Below are 17,439 nucleotides of genomic sequence, written 5' to 3'. Positions count from 1 at the left end.
GCCGACAACACCCAGGAAGGAACGATGAAAATGGCACTCAAGGATTTTCTCCCCAGCCGACTTGGGTTTGGGGCAGCGCCGCTTGGCAACATGTTTCGCGCCATTCCCGAGGAGGAGGCGCTGGCGACGGTGGAGGCAGCCTGGAACGACGGGATACGCTATTTCGACAACGCACCCTTCTACGGCGCGGGTCTTGCAGAAATCCGCATGGGCGAAGCGCTCGCGGACAAGCCGCGCGACCAATATGTAATCAGCACCAAGGTAGGCCGGCTCGTGCTCGACGAGATCGAAGACGTCAGCGACAGCGGTTTCGGCGAGAACGGTGTCTTCAAATACGGCCGTGCCAACAAGGTTGTGAATGACTATTCCACTGACGCGACGCTGCGTTCGATCGAGGGCAGCCTTGAGCGGCTGAAGACCGACCGTATCGAGATCGTCTGGGTGCACGACGTTGCTCAGGATTTTTACGGCGATGAGTGGCTGAGCGTGTTCGAGAGTGCTCGCAACGGTGCGTTCAAGGTTCTCGATCGTCTGCGCGACGAGGGTGTCATCAAGGCCTGGGGTCTCGGGGTGAACCGCGTCGAGCCGATCGAGCTCCTGCTCGGGCTAGAGGAGCCGCGTCCGGACGGGTTCCTGCTCGCTGGTCGTTATACGCTGCTGGATCACGACCGCGCGCTTCAACGGGTGATGCCGATGGTTGCTGAGCGCGGTCTCGGCATCGTCGTCGGAGGCCCCTATAGTTCCGGCGCACTGGTCGGCGGCCCGAACTTCGAATATGCGCCGGCGACACCGCAGATCCTCGACAAGGTTGCCCGGATCAAGGCGATTGCCGAGCGTTATGGCGTCAGCATGAAGGCCGCCGGCCTGCATTTCGCGCTGGCCAATCCCGCCGTCGCCGGCGTTATTCCGGGCGCCAGTCAGCCGGCACGCATCGCGGAAGATAGCGCGGCCTTCGCGGAACAGGTGCCTGCCGATTTCTGGCGCGAATTGCGGCAGGCGGGCCTTATCAATCCCGCGGCTCCGGTGCCGGCCACGGCCTTCATTTGACGCGTCCTTGCCTGCGTGTTTCCCTGTTCCCATATCGATGACAGAAACAAACAGAATGCGGTATCTTGCCTTCCGGCCTTGGTTGACGTACTCGAAATCCATAGGACCCTGGGCCGATTAACAATAGTGTTTGGTGGCGCTGCGTTTCAGCGCCATACACCTCATGACGTTGGGATTGCGATGAACCTTTACTTGGATTACCTGGCTGAGATCGAAAGCAGAAAAACTCAAGGGCTCGCTCCCAAGCCGATTGATGATGGCGGATTAACCGGCGAAATCATTGCATTGATCAGGGATGCCGGTAGCAAATATCGGCCGGATGCCCTCAAGTTCTTCATCTACAACACCTTGCCCGGCACCACGAGCGCCGCTGGCGTCAAGGCGGCCTTTCTGAAGCAGATCATTCTCGGCGAAACGCTCGTTCCCGAGATTACGCCGACCTTCGCCCTCGAACTGCTGTCGCATATGAAGGGCGGTCCCTCTATCGAAGTGCTGCTCGACGTTGCCCTCGGTGATGATGCCGGGCTTGCCGCGCAGGCGGGTGAAGTGCTGAAGACGCAGGTCTTCCTCTATGACGCCGACATGTTCCGGCTGCGCGATGCCTACAAGGTAGGCAATGCCGTCGCGAAGGGCGTTCTCGAAAGCTACGCGAAGGCTGAGTTCTTCACCAAGCTTCCGGATGTCGAGGACGAGATCAAGGTCGTGACCTTCATCGCCGCCGAAGGCGATATCTCGACCGACCTTCTGTCCCCCGGCAACCAGGCGCATTCGCGTTCGGACCGCGAATTGCATGGCCAGTGTATGATCACGCCGGAAGCGCAGGCGGAAATCGTCGCGCTGCAGAAGCAGCACCCCGATAAGCGGGTGATGATGATCGCCGAAAAGGGCACGATGGGCGTGGGCTCGTCGCGCATGTCGGGCGTGAACAACGTGGCGCTGTGGACCGGCAAGCAGGCCAGCCCCTATGTGCCCTTCGTCAACTTCGCCCCTGTTGTCGCAGGCACCAACGGCATCTCGCCGATCTTCGCGACCACCGTCGACGTGACCGGCGGCATCGGCATCAACCTGAAGAACTGGACCAAGAAGACCGGTGAAGACGGTAAGCCGATCCTCAACAACGATGGCAACCCAATCCTTGAGCAGCAGTATTCGGTCGAGACCGGCACCGTCCTCAAGATCGACGCCAAGAACAGAAAGCTCCGTGACGAGAACGGCAAGGAGCTGGTCGATGTTGCTGGCGCCTTCACGCCCCAGAAGATGGAGTTCATGAAGGCCGGCAGCTCTTATGCCATCGTCTTCGGCAAGAAGCTGCAGACATTTGCGGCCCAAACGCTTGGCGTTGAGGCCACACCGGTCTTCGCACCGAATAAGGAAATCACCGTCGAAGGTCAGGGCCTGACGGCGGTCGAGAAGATTTTCAACCGCAATGCCGTCGGCGTGACCCCCGGCAAGGTGCTGCATGCGGGCTCGGATGTTCGCGTAACGGTGAACATCGTCGGTTCGCAGGACACCACGGGTCTGATGACTGCGCAGGAACTCGAGGCGATGGCGGCCACGGTCATCTCGCCGCTCGTGGACGGCGCCTACCAGTCGGGCTGCCACACGGCGTCCGTCTGGGACAAGAAGGCCCAGGTAAACATTCCGAAACTCATGTCCTTCATGAACAATTTCGGCGTGATCACCGCCCGCGACCCGAAGGGCGTCTATCATTCGATGACGGACGTAATCCATAAGGTGCTGAACGACATCACCGTGGACGACTGGGCGATCATCATCGGCGGCGACAGCCATACCCGCATGTCCAAGGGTGTGGCCTTCGGTGCCGACTCGGGCACTGTGGCGCTGGCGCTGGCCACCGGCGAGGCAACGATGCCGATCCCGCAATCGGTCAAGGTGACCTTCAAGGGTACGATGCAGCCGCATATGGACTTCCGCGACGTGGTCCATGCGACCCAGGCGCAGATGCTCAAGCAATGTGGCGACAACGTCTTCCAGGGACGTATCATCGAAGTCCACATCGGCACGCTGCTCGCCGACCAGGCCTTCACCTTTACCGACTGGACGGCCGAGATGAAGGCCAAGGCCTCGATCTGCATTTCGCAGGACGAGACACTGATCGAGTCTTTGGAAATCGCCAAGTCGCGTATCCAGATCATGATCGATAAGGGCATGGACAATGCCGTCGGCACGCTGAAGGGCTTGATTGCCAAGGCGGATGCGCGCATCGCCGAAATCCGTTCGGGCGAGAAGCCTGCACTGACCCCCGATGCCAATGCGAAATATTTCGCCGAGGTCGTCGTGGATCTGGACGTGATCGACGAGCCGATGATTGCCGACCCCGATGTGAACAACGCCGATGTGTCCCGGCGCTACACCCACGATACGATCCGCCCGGTTTCTTACTATGGCGGCACGAAGAAGGTGGACCTCGGTTTCGTGGGCTCGTGCATGGTGCACAAGGGCGACATGAAGATCGTCGCGCAAATGCTCAAGAACATCGAGAAGACCGAAGGCAAGGTCGAGTTCAAGGCGCCGCTGGTCGTCGCTGCACCGACCTACAACATCATCGATGAGCTGAAGGCAGAAGGCGATTGGGAAATCCTGCAGAAATATTCGGGCTTCGAGTTCGATGATCTGAAGCCGAAGACCACCAACCGGACCGAATACGAGAACATCCTCTATCTCGAACGTCCGGGCTGCAACCTGTGCATGGGCAACCAGGAGAAGGCGGAGAAGGGCGATACCGTTCTGGCAACCTCGACCCGTCTGTTCCAGGGTCGTGTGGTTGAGGATACCGCCGAGAAGAAGGGTGAATCGCTGCTGGCCTCGACTCCGGTCGTGGTGCTGTCGGCAATCCTTGGCCGCACGCCGAGTGCTGAGGAATACAAGGCGGCCGTCGAAGGCATCGATCTGACCAAGTTCGCGCCGCCGAAGGCTGCTCCGATCGACGCCCTGTCCGTCCAATACTAAAGCATTTCCGGACGTGACAGTTTTACGTCCGGAAAATGTGTAAAAACAAGGGTATAGAGCGCGCCCACCGAACTTCGTTTAAACCGGGTGCGCTCTAGGGTTGAAATTATTCGCCAAATTGTTTGCAAAACGCCACAATCACGCGAAAATGCGCCGGCACATAACTTCTGATTAATACGCCTGCGGCAGAATAGGATAATTATTACTAGCGATTAAACATCTACCCGGCAAGAAGCGGCGAGTATGTCTCAAATACGCTCATTTATTGCGGACGATCTTGTGTCCGTGGCTGACATGTTTCACCGTTTTTTACGGAAGAAGGATGGGGCCGCGTCCGATGATCTGACCTCATATTTGCGTACCATCTTCCTCGACAATTCAAACATAAATCCGGATATCCACTCCAAGGTCTATGTGCGCGACGACGGACGCGTGTCTGGATTTTTGGGCGTATTGCCCGTGGCGATGGAGCTTAATGGCCGGAATATCCAGGCCGCTGTCTGTTCTTCCTTTGTCGCTGAAGACCGTGAGACCGATCCGTTTGCCGGAGCGCGTTTGCTGCGCGAGGTTTTGGGCGGGCCGCAGGATCTGACGTTCGGTGAGACGATCAACGACGTTTCCGCCGAAATGTGGAGGACGATGCGTGGCCACCTGCTCGCCTCCTACAGTCTGGATTGGCTGCGGATCTTGCGTCCGGCTTCATTCGGGCTGGAAATTGCCGCTACCCGTTTTTCCGGCGCTTTCCGTGCGCTGACGCCGCTCAGCAAGATCATCGATCGAACCATTTCTGCGCGTGGCCACGGGCGGGCATTGTCCTATTATGCATCGCAGCCAGACAAGGTGGACAGCTTTACCGACGAAGAGGCGAGTGATGCCGAATTCGCGCGCCTGGCGCAGGAACTCGTCGGGCAGTTTCCGCTCCGTCCGGTGTGGAGCGAGGAAGGTCTGTTGACCATGCTCGATCACGCCAGACGTAAACGTCTGCATGGCGAACCGGTCCAGCGGATCGTGAGAGCCCGAGCGGGCAGGGCGATAGGGCTTTTTCTTTACCACGGCAATCCGAAGGGTATCGGCCAGACGGTGCAGATTATGGCTGTGCCGGGGCAAGAGCAGATCGTCATCGACCGGTTGATCCGCAATGCTTATGAGCGTGGTCTTGTTGCGATCAGAGGCCGCACCCAGCCGGCGCTTCTTCGGGCGATGCTTGGCAAGAAATGTACGTTCCTGCATGCGTCATCGACCATCGTGCATTCGCGCAACGCGGACCTCGTCAAGGCGGCGACGGATGGAACGGCTTTTTTCAACGGCTTTTGTGGTGAAAGCTGGACGCGCCTTATCGGCGACAGCTTTGGTCAGGCGGTCGAATAATGTGCGGAATTGCCGGATTTTACCGACACGACATGCCGGCCGAGCGCGCAAACGAGCGCCTTGCTCTGATGGCGTCGCGCCTTAGTCATCGCGGTCCGGATGCGCATGGAACCCTGCTGCGTGGCGATGTCGGCCTTGCCCACGCACGGCTGGCGATTGTCGGCATCGCCGATGGCGCGCAGCCGATGCACACGGTGGAGGACGATCTCGCCATTTCCTTCAACGGCGAAATCTTCAATCACGTCGAACTGCGTGAAACGCTGTCGGCGCGCGGCCATCAGTTCCGCACCCACTCCGACACCGAAGTCATCCTGCATGATTATCGCGACAAGGGGCTGGATTGCCTCAATGAATTCAACGGGGACTTCGCCTTCGCCCTGCATGATGCCCGCAACGACACGCTGGTGCTTGCGCGTGACCGCATGGGTGTTCGTCCGCTTTATTACACATGGCACGAAGGCACGTTTTATTTCGCATCCGAGATCGGGGCGCTTCTGGCCCTGCCGGGAATGACGGCTGAAATCGATCCGGTGGCGCTGGATCAGATATTTACATTCTGGTTTCCGTTGCCGCCGCGTACCGCCTTTCGCGGTATTCACGAATTGCCGCCCGGCCATATGATGATCCTGCGCGACGGCACGTCCACCGTGCGGCGCTGGTGGCAGCTTTCCTATCCTGACAGCAAGGACGTGGCACCGGCGGCAAGCCTCGGTACCCAGGTGGAGGAACTGACGGCGTTGCTCACCGACGCAACGCGGATCAGGCTTCGCGCCGATGTGCCTGTCGGCTCCTATCTGTCGGGCGGGCTGGATTCCTCCCTCGTTTCCGCCTTGGCCGCCGAAAGCATCAGCCAAGGCCTGCGTACATTTTCGCTGGCCTTCGAAAGCGAGGAGCACGACGAACGTATCTGGCAGAAAGCGATGAGCCAGCACCTTGGCGTCGCATCCGAAACCACGGAGTGTTCGACGCAGGACATAGCGCAATACATGCCTGAGGTCATGGAGCATGTGCAGACGCCCATTCTTCGCACCGCGCCGGTGCCGCTTTACCTGCTCTCCCGGCATGTGCGCGAACGGGGCATGAAGGTGGTGCTGACGGGCGAGGGCGCGGACGAACTATTCGCCGGATACGACATTTTCCGCGAGGCGCGCGTGCGGCGGTTTTGCAGCCGCCAGCCGCAATCGACCCGCCGGCCGAAACTGTTCCAGCGGCTTTATCCCTATCTGCCGGGACTGAAACAGCAGACGCCGGATTATCTGGCGCGCTTCTTCTCTTTCGGCGCGGAAGCGTCCGATGAGCCGCTCTTCTCCCATCGACCACGTTTGCGTTCGACGGCGGCGGCGAAAATCTTCTTCTCCGCCGACCTGAAAGCGCAGCTTGGCGACTACGACGCTGCCGCCGATTTTGCGGCACAACTGCCGGAGGATTTCCGTCGCTGGCATCCGCTACATCAGGCGCAGTATCTAGAGACAGCATTTCTTTTGCCCGGCTATATTCTTTCCAGCCAGGGCGACCGGGTGATGATGGCCAATGGGGTTGAGGGCCGGTTTCCGTTCCTTGATCCCCGTGTGGTGGACTTTGCCGCCGCGCTTCATCCCGAGGCGAAACTGCGTGGTCTGAAGGAAAAATACATCCTCAAGCAGGCAGCAACCGGACTGGTGCCTGATGCGATCCTTAACCGACCCAAGCAGCCTTACCGTGCCCCCGACGCGGAAGCTTTCGCGGATGCGGGCTATCTCGACGCCGTACTTTCTGCCGGTCAAGTCAAGACCACCGGCCTGTTCAACACCCTGGCGGTCGAAAAGCTGACATCCAAGGTGCGGCAAAAACAGGCGACCGGCTTTCGCGACAACGCCGCCTTCGTCGGGATACTCTCGACCCAGCTCCTGCACGCCGCCACGACCTCGAATTCCGCAACACAATCGCAAAAAATCGAAGGAAGCTCTACATGACGACTGAAAGCACCGGCACGAAAGCCGAAATTCGCGGTTTCATTATCGAAAACTTTCTGTTCGGCGACGAAAGCCGGTCGTTTGGCGACGATCTTTCGCTGATCGACAATGACATGGTCGATTCCACCGGAATTCTCGAATTGGTAAGCTTCATCGAGGAACGTTATGGCGTCCGCGTTGCCGATGGCGATATCGTGCCGGCCAATCTCGACACGATCGACAACATCGCTGCCTTCATCGGCCGCATGCAGACCGCCTGAAATTTCGGGAAGCGCCCATTGCGTATCGACCACTACCTGCATCGAAGTGCGGAGCGCCATGCCGGCAAGACGGCGCTGGTGGCTGGTGAAACGCGTCTGAGTTACGGCGAGCTCAAGACGATGAGCGAGGCTTTCGCCACGGCTCTGATCGCGCGGGGCGCAAGCCCGGGAGACCGTGTCGTCCTTGTGCTGGACAATGGCTGGCGTATGGCGGTCGCGGTTTTCGGCTGCTGGATGGCAGGCGCTGTTGCCTGCCCGGTGAACCCATCGTCCAAGGCCGCGCGCCTTTCGCAAATTCTGGACAGTTGCACCCCCTTTGCGGTGGTTGCCGAGGCCCGACTGGAAAAGATGGTTTCGGACGCGGCCGGTTCTTCCCCGCTGTTGCGCATCGTTTCCGGCGCTTCGAACCCGCCCGGTGATGGTGTCGATTTCGACGCGTTGCTTGAGGAACCGCCCGCCGCACTACCGCAAAACCTGCCAGAGACCGATCTGGCGGTGATCATCTACACATCGGGTTCCACCGGCGAGCCGAAGGGCGTGATGCTGGCGCATGACAATCTGGATGCCGCCGTCCGTTCGATTACGTCCTATCTCGGCAATACGCCGGAGGACGTTCTACTTGGCGTATTGCCGCTTTCGTTCGGATATGGCCTGAACCAGCTGCTCTCCAGCGTCTTCGTTGGTGGTACGCTGGTGATCGAGAAGTCCTTCGCCTATCCGCATTTGATTTTCGAGCGTATCCGCGAAGAGCGGATCACGGGTTTCGCGCTGGTGCCGACCATGCTGTCCATCATGATGCAGACGCGTGATCTGTCGCCGGCACTGTTCGAAAGCCTGCGCTACGTCACCGCCGCCGCCGCACCCCTGTCGTCCACCCACAGTGACTGGCTGCGAACCTTTCTGCCGCATGTCCGGCTGTTTTGCATGTATGGCCAGACGGAGTGCACCCGCATCAGCTTTCTGCCGCCGGAAGACCTCGACCGGAAACGTGGTTCGGTCGGCATCGCCATTCCCGGCACTGCCGTCGAGGTGGTGAACGAGGCGGGTGACAGCCTGCCGCCCGGAGAAGTTGGTGAACTCGTGGTCAGCGGGCCGCATGTCATGCGCGGTTACTGGCGCAACGAGGCGGCCACCGCCCGCGCTTTGCACGTTGACACCGTGACGGGCCAGATGCGTCTTCATACCGGCGATCTGTTTACATGCGATGCCGAGGGTTATCTCACCTTCGTTGCCCGCAAGGACGATATCATCAAGTCGCGCGGCGAAAAGGTTGCGCCGCTGGCGGTCGAGGCTGTGCTGCAAGCCATGCCGGGCGTATCGGACGCCTTGGTCGTCGGCGTTGCGCACGAGGTTTTCGGTCAGGCGGTCAAGGCTATCGTGATCGCATCCGGCGAGGCGATCACCGCAAAAGACGTCATGCGCTACTGCGCTCTGCACCTCGAAACCCATATGGTGCCAACACTGGTTGAATTTCGCGATTTCCTGCCGACCACGGATACTGGCAAGGTCAGTCGCCGCCTCGCTGCTCAAGACACGGAGAACAATCGATGACGAACAATGCACACAGCCTGCCTTTCTCACCGCTTGAACTTGATGCGGCGGCGGAGGTAGAGCGTATCGCCGAAAAAATCCGCAAGTCGCTTCGTTTCGACCTGCGCAAGCGCGGGCTGGTGCTCGGCATTTCCGGTGGCATCGATTCCAGTGTCTGCGCCGCACTCGCCGTCCATGCGCTTGGGGCAGGAAATGTTATTGGCCTGTTCATGCCGGAAAATGATTCCGACCCGGAAAGCCTGCGGTTGGGGCAGGCGTTGGCGACGAAGCTCGGTATGGACTGTGTGCTGGAAGATATCGGCCCTTCGCTTGCCGCGATGGGTTGTTATGAAAGGCGTGATGGTTTCATCCGCGAGGTTGTCCCCGAATACGGGCCGGGCTGGGCCTCCAAGATCGTCTTCGACAACGCCATGAGTACCGGCGCCTATAATATCTCCTCGCTGGTCGTCCGTTCGCCATCGGGCGAAACGCGCAAGGTTCGCCTCTCCGCAAAAGCCTATCTCGGCATCGTTGCCGCGACGAACATGAAGCAGCGCACGCGCAAGCAGTTCGAATATTATCACGCCGACCGCCTGAATTTCGCGGTGCTCGGAACCCCGAACCGGCTGGAATACGACCAGGGTTTCTTCGTCAAGAACGGCGATGGCGCTGCAGATATCAAGCCGATCGCTCATCTTTACAAATCGCAGGTCTATCAACTCGCGGCCCACCTCGGCGTCCCGCAGGAAATCCGCTCCCGCCCGCCGACGACTGATACCTACTCCATGCCGCAGACACAGGAAGAGTTCTATTTCGCCCTGCCTTACGACAAGATGGATATCTGCCTCTATGGTCTGGAAAACAGCATGCCTGTGACCGAGATTGCCACGGCGACCGGCCTGAGCGAGGACAACGTCCGGTTCGTCTGGACCGATATCGCCGCCAAGCGAAAGGTGGCGCATTATCTGCACCACATTCCTATCCATTTCCATGAGGGCGTTCAGGTGAAAGCCTGAGACTTTTCCATTTGATGCTTTCGATCGTCGCGACCGCGACGATCGAAAGGGGTAGCATCAGCCGATGATCTGCGGAACGGTCGCGCCGGCTTGGGCGATCAGGCTGTCCTGCTTGCAATGGGCCGGGATAGGATCATTCGGCCCGATGAAATAGACCTCCGGATGGAGATGCAGCCGCGGCTGCAAGCGGTTCAGCAGTCGTCTGCAGGCGGAGGCGTGGATATCCTCTTCTCCGGTCAGTCTGCCGACCAGACGCATGAACCAGCCGTCATAGGCCTCGACATAGAGGAACCACCGCGGCAGGGTAGGTGCCATCAGGCAACGTGTCGCGGCAAAGCCAGATGGCGCGTGCGTGCTGGAAGAGCGGTTGAAGTGTGGTCTGTAACAGGGTGAGTTCGGCGGCATCCATTCCATGGGGATGGAGACCTTCGAAGATGGCTTGCCCTGCATCTTCGTCCGTCCATAATCTGTCTGCGACTTGCCGATGGTGTTCTGCCGCCAACTTGTCGCCTGTCCGCAAATGGAGTTCAGACAGGTGGCGATGGACCCGATATTGGCGAGAAGACGGGTTCTGGCCGATGCGATGCCATAGGGATATCGCCCCGTGAATATCGCCAGCCTGCTCCAGATCGCCAGCCTTAAGCTGCAATAGAGCCGCGTCTTCCGGCGATTGCTGCAATCCTTCCGCAATAGCCTCTGCGCGAAGGGTGCCTGCCGGATCGAATTTCTCTGCCAGTCTCGCCAACTGCAACCAATCCTGCTCGTCAAACACCTGTTGTTCGCGACGCTGCAAAAGTCTTGAGAACTCGCTTTTCTGATGCGCTTGCCATTCCCTTGCATCCTGCCAGCCATGCGCGGCGTTTTTACGCCAATCGCCATCAAGTTGTGCTGCGATAATTTGTGCCTGCTCTCCCAGCCAATCTGCGGCAGCTGACGTCTCTTCGAGACGCCAGGGCAGATGATCGGGAAGCGGGCCTGCCGGATCAAATCCCGTTGCGGCGATACGTTCGGCAAAGATCGGATGCGTGCTGTGAATATCCGGTTTCTGACAAAGGCTTTCGTGCAACCAGACTGCTGCTTGCGCGCCGTCACGCGGGCGACTGCTCGCCGGTTCAGTCAAGAGCTGCGCAAACGGCTGCATCCGAGCGATGTCATCATTGCCTGCCTGCGCAAATATGCCCGGCCAGAACTGGTTGGACATGGCCTTTTGCCGCAATGTCAGGGCGACTTCCGCCTCAAATGCAATATCGCTGCCACAAACCGCAATTGCCTGTGCGTCGGCAACGATCTCGCAGCGTCGTGAAAACTCCAGCGTCTCGCGCATCATCCGAGGCACGTACCAGGAGAGAAACAATCTGAGCGGCGCGGTAATCAGCCGGTGATTGCGCTCATGCAATTCGCCAAGTGCTGCCCAGCGTTGGCGGGCCACATAAGCCCAGCGAGCGAAATGGCCGTGCAGCCGGGAAATATGCGCATATTCATGGGCGATGACGGCGGCGGTCTGCTTTGCCGTCAGAAGGCCAAGAAGCGGCAGGCCAAGCACCAGAACATGCTGCGGCTGACCCGCACGCGACCCTGTCTGGTAGATGGACGCGTTTAGCTCGGCATTGATATAGACGGCCGTGAAGGCGGGCGCGTCGCAGGCAAGCCGCAACCGCTCAAGCTCTCCGGCCAGAGCAGGAACTTCACCGGGCTCCAGCAATATTCCGTCCGAGACCGGAGGTGGCGGCACCGTCGCATAGGCACGCAGGACCATCAGTCCGTAAAAGACCCATGACAGCGCCGGCAAGGCAAGAAGTATCAACAGAAGCCGCGACGGCACCAGCAGCACAAGCAGAAGCGGCGACAGGACCAGCGCTGAGCCGCAGGCGAGCAGGAACAGGTCGCCAAAGGCGAGCCAGGCCAAAGCTCGCCATCTGCCTTCACGCGGTGACTGGAGGGAACTGGCCATGGCGGTCACTTATTTCGGCGGGAGATGCTCGCTTGAAAGCTTCTTGCCGAGGATGAAGGCCCTCAGCGCCCGCCCGGCCATTTGCAATCCGGTCGATCCGTAGACCTGCGTTTCCATCCAGTCCAAGGAGGAATGGCTGGGGAAGAGTTCCTTGTAACGGTCGAACCATTGCATGGCGATAAACTCGCTCTTCGGAACGCCGTCGCCGTATTTATACGCCAGGATGACCTCGCCATAGGCTTCTCCGGCAATATGGTCGTCATGGTGGGCAACGAGGGATTTCATATGGGCGACGGCCTGCTGCTTTTCCTCCTCGGTTCCATGCCGGCGGTCGACGCTGGCTAGCCGGATGACGGACATGTCCACGCCGCCTTCAAGGCCCCCACGGTAATATTCCTGAACGCGTTCGAAATTCTCACGGACCGACAGATCGAGATTATCGACATTTTCCAGACGCCAGGCATAATTGTAGAGCGCAACCGGCTCGCCTTCCTCGACCGCACGCTCAAGCCAGTGATCGGCTTCGTCGGCGTCGAGCAATTGCGGCTCGGTATCCGGCCGGAATCCCCTTGTGATGTCGTACATGCTTGCCGCAGCGGAATAGACGCGTCTCTCGGCAAATGCGCGGGTAAGAAAGGCCGACTCTTTTTGAAAGCCGCCATCCCAGATCATCCGGCAGGCATGCATCGGGGTAAATTCGTCGGGCTCATAGAGTGGTTCGAGTTGTGCGGCGCGCTCTATCAATCGCGTGGCAATGGCTGCATCCGCGTTGATGCCCCACATGCCGCACTGCCAGGCGAATGCCGCGACGGTCAGCATGGTCGGCTCGTCAAAGCGCCGGGCAGCGGTTTGCAATACGCTTGCGAAGGCGCCCTCGTGATCCTCAAAATGCTTGATCAGCATCAGGTTGGTGAAGTCGCGGAACGGACCATCAATGGCCGGATAGGTTCCCGGTGCCTTGCAATAACGGATGGATTCGACATGGCGCTGGTGCGCCAGTGTTTCGTCCTTGAGAGAATAATGGGTGAAGTTGGCATATTTCCCGAGGGAAATGAAACGCAGGCGATCGGGTAGATCCCGCGCCAGCCATTTCTTGAAGATTCTCTCCCGAGCGGTGATCTCGCGGGTATCGCCGGGCTCCGGATAATCTGGGAGCGTCAAAGCATCATGCACGCCGGGCCAGCGGACAGAATTACGTTCCTGCTCGGTGAGCGCGGAACATAATGGGCCGTTGGCAAACTTTTCGACTTCGCCTTCGTCACCACCCCATCTTGGGCTCAAATATTGCGCATAAGTCGCCAGAATATCGGCCCATCGCGGCTTCAGCGACAGGCAATAACGCAGCCAGTAGTAACCCGGATTTTTGACGTCTGCCTGCTGCGGGGGTGGAAGAGAAGCGGGCAGTGTCGCGGTTACGACGCCTGGCGGCTTTAATCCGTGTCTGGCAAGTTGCGCACAGGCGGCATCGTAAAGGTCCGGCTCGAACCCGTCGCGCTGCATGGTTTTTTCAATGCGCGAGCCGCGAAACAGCGCATCGACAAAGTCTGGCTGGCCAAGATACTGGCTCATCTGCATCATGGTTTCGGCAGCGAGAGCAGGCCGCCCGGAAAGAGCCATCGCCTGCAACAGATGCTCGGCTGCGGTTACGCAGGCCATGTTGGCGGCAAGCCACTGGTCCTCTCCCACATCAGATGCCCAGGTAGCCGTGCGGATATCGCAGGCCCGGCGAAAATAATACTGACCGGCGATTTGCCTTGCATGGTAGGAGGTCGGGTAGGCTCGGCTCCACTCCTGCAGCAGGTCTAGCCGGAGGGCTGCATCGACATCGAGAAGGTCGAACATGCCGGTGTCGGTTGCCAGATAGGTGTAGTGGTCATCCGCCAGATCGGCAGACTGCCACCACGCCGCTTCAAGCGCCGCCAATATACGTTCGACTTCGTCGAAACGCCGGTCAAGCATCGCCCTTCGCAACTCTTCACGCACGCGGAACCGACCCCATTGCGGACCGTCCAGTGGCAGGGGAGATGAACTTGTATCGATCTGCATGGGCGGTTCCTCAACGGGTATCGGGCGACGATTGTCAGGGGTAATCAAGGCGATAGGATTGGCATTCCGCTCAGTAATATTCAATCGGCCGCGAATTCGCACGCCAGCAGGGTCTTGTCGCCAAGAGCGTCGCCTTCGCGCGCCACGATGGAGACTTTTCCTGGGCCAGCCAGACCTTCCGGGGGCTGCAGGTCTTGTGAAAGCGCCCGCGCATAACCTTTGCTGGATGTGCCCATCAGGTCTGAGGTTTCCGGCTTCAAATCGTATTTCGCCGCCAACGCATCGGCACGCTGGCCCTTGATCAAAATGCCGACTGCACCATTGGCGAAGAACACCTGGTCGCTTTCAAAGCCATCGCGACCGATCTGGAATGGAAGCGTGTAGATCGCGGCGCCCAGTGACGATGTATCGGGCTTTGCCAGCTTTTCGGCGGCATCATAGACCGCGGTTGCCGATGTCATCGTGTAGGGCGGATTGCACAGAGCCGCATCATAAAATGTGGGATCGGTTTCGGCAGCTACAGCGCTCCCGACATGAAGCGCAGCAGCGGCTGCACACAGGGCTAGGGTGCCGCGACGGAGAGATATGAAAGCAAGCATAGGCGTTCCTTAAAATTTACCTGTCGTCCACTCGGAAAGATTGCGTCAGGCATCACCCTTCCCTTGGAGCACCAAAACTTCCCGCCTGTCGATATCCGGTGAAGCCTTTTCCCCAACCCACCGATCCATGGTCGATGCTCATTTTATCTTCGTCCAGCCAAAAACCAGCCAGGTGTATTTCGATTTCTTGTCGGGCTCGGCGGTGTAGGTCATCTGCATGTCGCCGCCTTTGGCGTAGATATCGAGCCTCGGTGCCGTGTCCATCTTGAGCCAAAGCGAACTCTTGGCAAAGGACCAGTTGCCGCACCACACGCAGGTGCCTGAAGCCGGATCGCCAGACTGGTGGAAGTTATAACGACCGTCCGCCGTGATCTCCAGATAATCGAACGCGGTGTAAAATGTCGTCACTGTCTCCTGAAACAGGGTAGCGTCCGCTTCCTGTTTCGGCGTGGGCACGGTCTTCATGCTACGCGGCGGCCGACTGGTCGCACCGCTGAGTTTCCATTTTCCGACAAAATCCTTCTGCGTTGGAAGATATTCTTCCTGAGCTTTTGCTGACGAAACCGGGGCTATGGCCGGTAGATCGGTCACGCCCATGATCCCGACCGCAAAGAAAAGCGTGGCAGTACGCAGCATTCTGGTTCGGTTTTGCATAGATGGATTTTCTGCAGTTGGGGGTGAAGGGGCGTTCTGTTTGCGGTTGCTCGTGCCGGTTCAGGGCAGCTTGGCCGGATCGTATTTGACAATTCGCAGCATGGGCTTCCCATCCAGCTCGGTGGGTTCGAACCGAGCGAGGAGGTCGTAGGAGGTGATGGCTTCACCCGCCTCGAAGCGTTTTCCGTGAACGACGAGGTGTCCCAGCCCGAACACGGTGAGAAGGGCCTCCGTCGTATTGCCCGTTGATGTATCGAAGAGCAAATTCGTCTGGCCGAAATGCTCAAGACCCGTCGTCCAGGCGCTGATCGTACCGTTCTCCCTGGTTACGAAGGCACCATAGGCCAGCATCGTTGCCGTCTGCTGCGGCTGGTCCAGATGGCTGTTGGCGTAGCTCAGATAGTCATCGAGATCGGTACGGCCGACTATCAGATCGAGATAGTGCAACACGACGGCACGCATCGGTGCAACCTGATGGATGCCGAGCAGGGTCATGGCGATTTCATTATGCGCGACCGTGGGATCGTCCTCATCCGCCATGATCATCAGTTTGAATTTCGCCTGATGGCTCGCACGGCGCAGGTCGTCATATCCCGCTTTTGCATTGACGTAGAAGGTGTTCGTCCAGTCGACTTCGGCCAGAGCGGCTGCGGGATAATGAGTGAGGACTGCTGGCGTGCCGACCGGCTCGGGATTGCCTACAAGCACGCGGGTTCCGCCGCGAAAGCCGTCAAAGACAACTTCCGCCTCCAGTTGTTCGCATTCATAGCCTTCACGTCCCCAGGCTTCGATCAGTGCAGCAGCCGACAAGGCCGGTAAATCGTCAAAATAGAGTGTTGCCGCGAAATATTGAATATTGTCGCTTGTCATTGCGATGGCCTCATATTTCTGCTGTGCTGATCACGCCGTCTTCGGGGTCAGCGATAGCGCATCCGGTCGATTTTTGCGACTACTCGATTTATACCCGTCATCAGAGCAACGACTTCACAGATTGCCTAGAGTAATAGCTGCCCGCACATGATCCCGATTGCACTCATCCCCGCCTCTTTTTTTGTTGTGCTGCTGGTTTCCGCTGTATCGGCGCTTATCCTCCTGTCGTGGCTTGCAGTACTCGCCGCCCGGCGCGGCGCACGAAGGGCGTTTCGGGCGCGGCTGTGGTTGACGCTGCCGCTCGTGATCTTGCTTACGCTGTCGTCGACATTCCTCCTGTCTTTCCTCTATCAAGGCTATCTCGTGGATGCGGATATGAAGGGGGAAGAGGCCGCGCGGAATATCACTCTGGAGAAGCCGGCCGTGGTCGCCGGAATCGCGATGCCAACGGCAACCCGTTTGCACAGCAAGGTGCCGGGTGATCCGGAAGCTTTCGATTCCGCCCACTTTCCGGTGCCGACTCTGGTCAATGGAATTGCTGCGGAGAGCCTCAGCCGTAATCTCTATCCGGATGTCGATACCGATGCCTATACGGTCACCTCGATGGAGTTGATGCTGGCCACTGACCAGCGTGTCGATGGTTGGCTTTGCGGAAAAGGGGAGCCGGTGGCGTTCGAACTCGAAACAGGCGAGACCTCCTTCTATTCCTGCGTTCTCGGCCCGGCCAATCGGCTGGAGAGCTTGGAAATCCCGGCCGGTGCGAAACTGATGACACTTGGAGCATCTCGCGGCTGGACCGTTTTTCTTGCGCCGGAGGCAATAATAACCGTGCGAGGCTTGCCTCTGCAGGGTGCCCGACTAGTCGTGGATCGAGACCGTCATTTCGCCGGTTTCAGCGAAGCGGTGCTCGCTACCGACCTGCGCCTTGGTGGGGTCGCATACCCTGCCGGCACGCGCATCCGCTCGAAGGAGTGGACGTCGCCGGGCCGGGATTCCGATAGTTTGATCCTGAGCCCGGTAAAAGGTCAGGTGGCAAAGCCCGCTGGCCAACCCGATGTTCCGTTCGGAAGCTCGATCGTGCAGACGGTGGCAGGTGAGGTGTTGGCCATCCTGCCCAACCCAAAAGCAGGCATCGTGGATTTCGAGGAGATCTCCGTGGACAATCCGGGGAATTGA

At 59.0% G+C, this 17,439-nt stretch carries 14 protein-coding genes; 8 read left to right on the top strand and 6 right to left on the bottom strand.

Going from position 1 to position 17,439, the window contains the following annotated elements; genetic code table 11:
- The first annotated feature begins 30 nt into the window (after nt 1-30).
- From RBH10_RS02105 to nadE, 7 genes are all read left to right on the top strand, one after another.
- A complete protein-coding gene (locus tag RBH10_RS02105) occupies nt 31-1,047 on the top strand; it encodes an aldo/keto reductase (RefSeq protein WP_281038643.1) in 1,017 nt (338 codons plus the stop codon).
- 180 nt (nt 1,048-1,227) lie between these two features.
- On the top strand, nt 1,228-4,017 hold the full coding sequence (locus RBH10_RS02100; RefSeq protein WP_281038503.1) for a bifunctional aconitate hydratase 2/2-methylisocitrate dehydratase: 2,790 nt from the start codon (nt 1,228-1,230) through the stop codon (nt 4,015-4,017).
- A 354-nt stretch (nt 4,018-4,371) separates the two neighbouring features.
- The gene (locus tag RBH10_RS02095; protein ID WP_281038504.1) at nt 4,372-5,385 is read left to right on the top strand and encodes a hypothetical protein; all 1,014 of its coding nucleotides are present in this window, start codon (nt 4,372-4,374) and stop codon (nt 5,383-5,385) included.
- Nucleotides 5,385-7,337, top strand: a complete 1,953-nt coding sequence (gene asnB / locus RBH10_RS02090; RefSeq protein WP_281038505.1) for an asparagine synthase (glutamine-hydrolyzing) — start codon at nt 5,385-5,387, stop codon at nt 7,335-7,337. The genes RBH10_RS02095 and asnB overlap by 1 nt, the downstream gene beginning before the upstream one ends.
- Nucleotides 7,334-7,597: an acyl carrier protein gene (locus RBH10_RS02085; protein WP_045019565.1), complete on the top strand. Its 264-nt coding sequence runs from the start codon at nt 7,334-7,336 to the stop codon at nt 7,595-7,597. Before asnB ends, RBH10_RS02085 begins: the two co-directional genes overlap by 4 nt.
- An 18-nt stretch (nt 7,598-7,615) precedes the next feature.
- Entirely contained in the window at nt 7,616-9,148 is a 1,533-nt protein-coding gene (locus RBH10_RS02080) for a class I adenylate-forming enzyme family protein (RefSeq protein ID WP_281038506.1), read from the top strand.
- Nucleotides 9,145-10,143 carry an NAD(+) synthase gene (nadE, locus tag RBH10_RS02075; protein WP_281038508.1) on the top strand — a complete coding sequence of 333 codons (999 nt, stop codon included), beginning with the start codon at nt 9,145-9,147 and terminating at the stop codon, nt 10,141-10,143. The genes RBH10_RS02080 and nadE overlap by 4 nt, the downstream gene beginning before the upstream one ends.
- Nucleotides 10,144-10,200: 57 nt before the next feature.
- Here the strand turns inward: nadE and RBH10_RS02070 are convergent, their stop codons facing one another.
- The 6 genes from RBH10_RS02070 to RBH10_RS02045 all read right to left on the bottom strand — a co-directional run bounded on the left by RBH10_RS02070 (nt 10,201) and on the right by RBH10_RS02045 (nt 16,263).
- Complete coding sequence (locus tag RBH10_RS02070) at nt 10,201-10,458, bottom strand: hypothetical protein (protein ID WP_281038509.1); 258 nt, start codon at nt 10,456-10,458, stop codon at nt 10,201-10,203.
- Nucleotides 10,412-12,094, bottom strand: a complete 1,683-nt coding sequence (locus RBH10_RS02065) for a M48 family metalloprotease (protein ID WP_281038510.1) — start codon at nt 12,092-12,094, stop codon at nt 10,412-10,414. Before RBH10_RS02065 ends, RBH10_RS02070 begins: the two co-directional genes overlap by 47 nt.
- Before the next feature lie 9 nt (nt 12,095-12,103).
- Nucleotides 12,104-14,140: a DUF4034 domain-containing protein gene (locus RBH10_RS02060; RefSeq protein ID WP_281038511.1), complete on the bottom strand. Its 2,037-nt coding sequence runs from the start codon at nt 14,138-14,140 to the stop codon at nt 12,104-12,106.
- An 80-nt stretch (nt 14,141-14,220) separates the two neighbouring features.
- Nucleotides 14,221-14,739: a hypothetical protein gene (locus RBH10_RS02055; protein WP_281038512.1), complete on the bottom strand. Its 519-nt coding sequence runs from the start codon at nt 14,737-14,739 to the stop codon at nt 14,221-14,223.
- Between the two features lie 138 nt (nt 14,740-14,877).
- Complete coding sequence (locus tag RBH10_RS02050; RefSeq protein ID WP_281038513.1) at nt 14,878-15,393, bottom strand: hypothetical protein; 516 nt, start codon at nt 15,391-15,393, stop codon at nt 14,878-14,880.
- A gap of 60 nt (nt 15,394-15,453) precedes the next feature.
- The gene (locus RBH10_RS02045) at nt 15,454-16,263 is read right to left on the bottom strand and encodes a hypothetical protein (protein WP_281038514.1); all 810 of its coding nucleotides are present in this window, start codon (nt 16,261-16,263) and stop codon (nt 15,454-15,456) included.
- 147 nt (nt 16,264-16,410) lie between these two features.
- Between RBH10_RS02045 and RBH10_RS02040 the strand changes: the two genes are divergently transcribed.
- Nucleotides 16,411-17,439 carry a hypothetical protein gene (locus RBH10_RS02040; RefSeq protein ID WP_281038515.1) on the top strand — a complete coding sequence of 343 codons (1,029 nt, stop codon included), beginning with the start codon at nt 16,411-16,413 and terminating at the stop codon, nt 17,437-17,439.

Origin of the sequence: Rhizobium sp. AN73 (assembly GCF_030757975.1) — a bacterium.
Classification (GTDB): Bacteria; Pseudomonadota; Alphaproteobacteria; order Rhizobiales; family Rhizobiaceae; genus Agrobacterium; species Agrobacterium arsenijevicii.
This window is presented reverse-complemented; position numbering and strand designations above follow the sequence as displayed.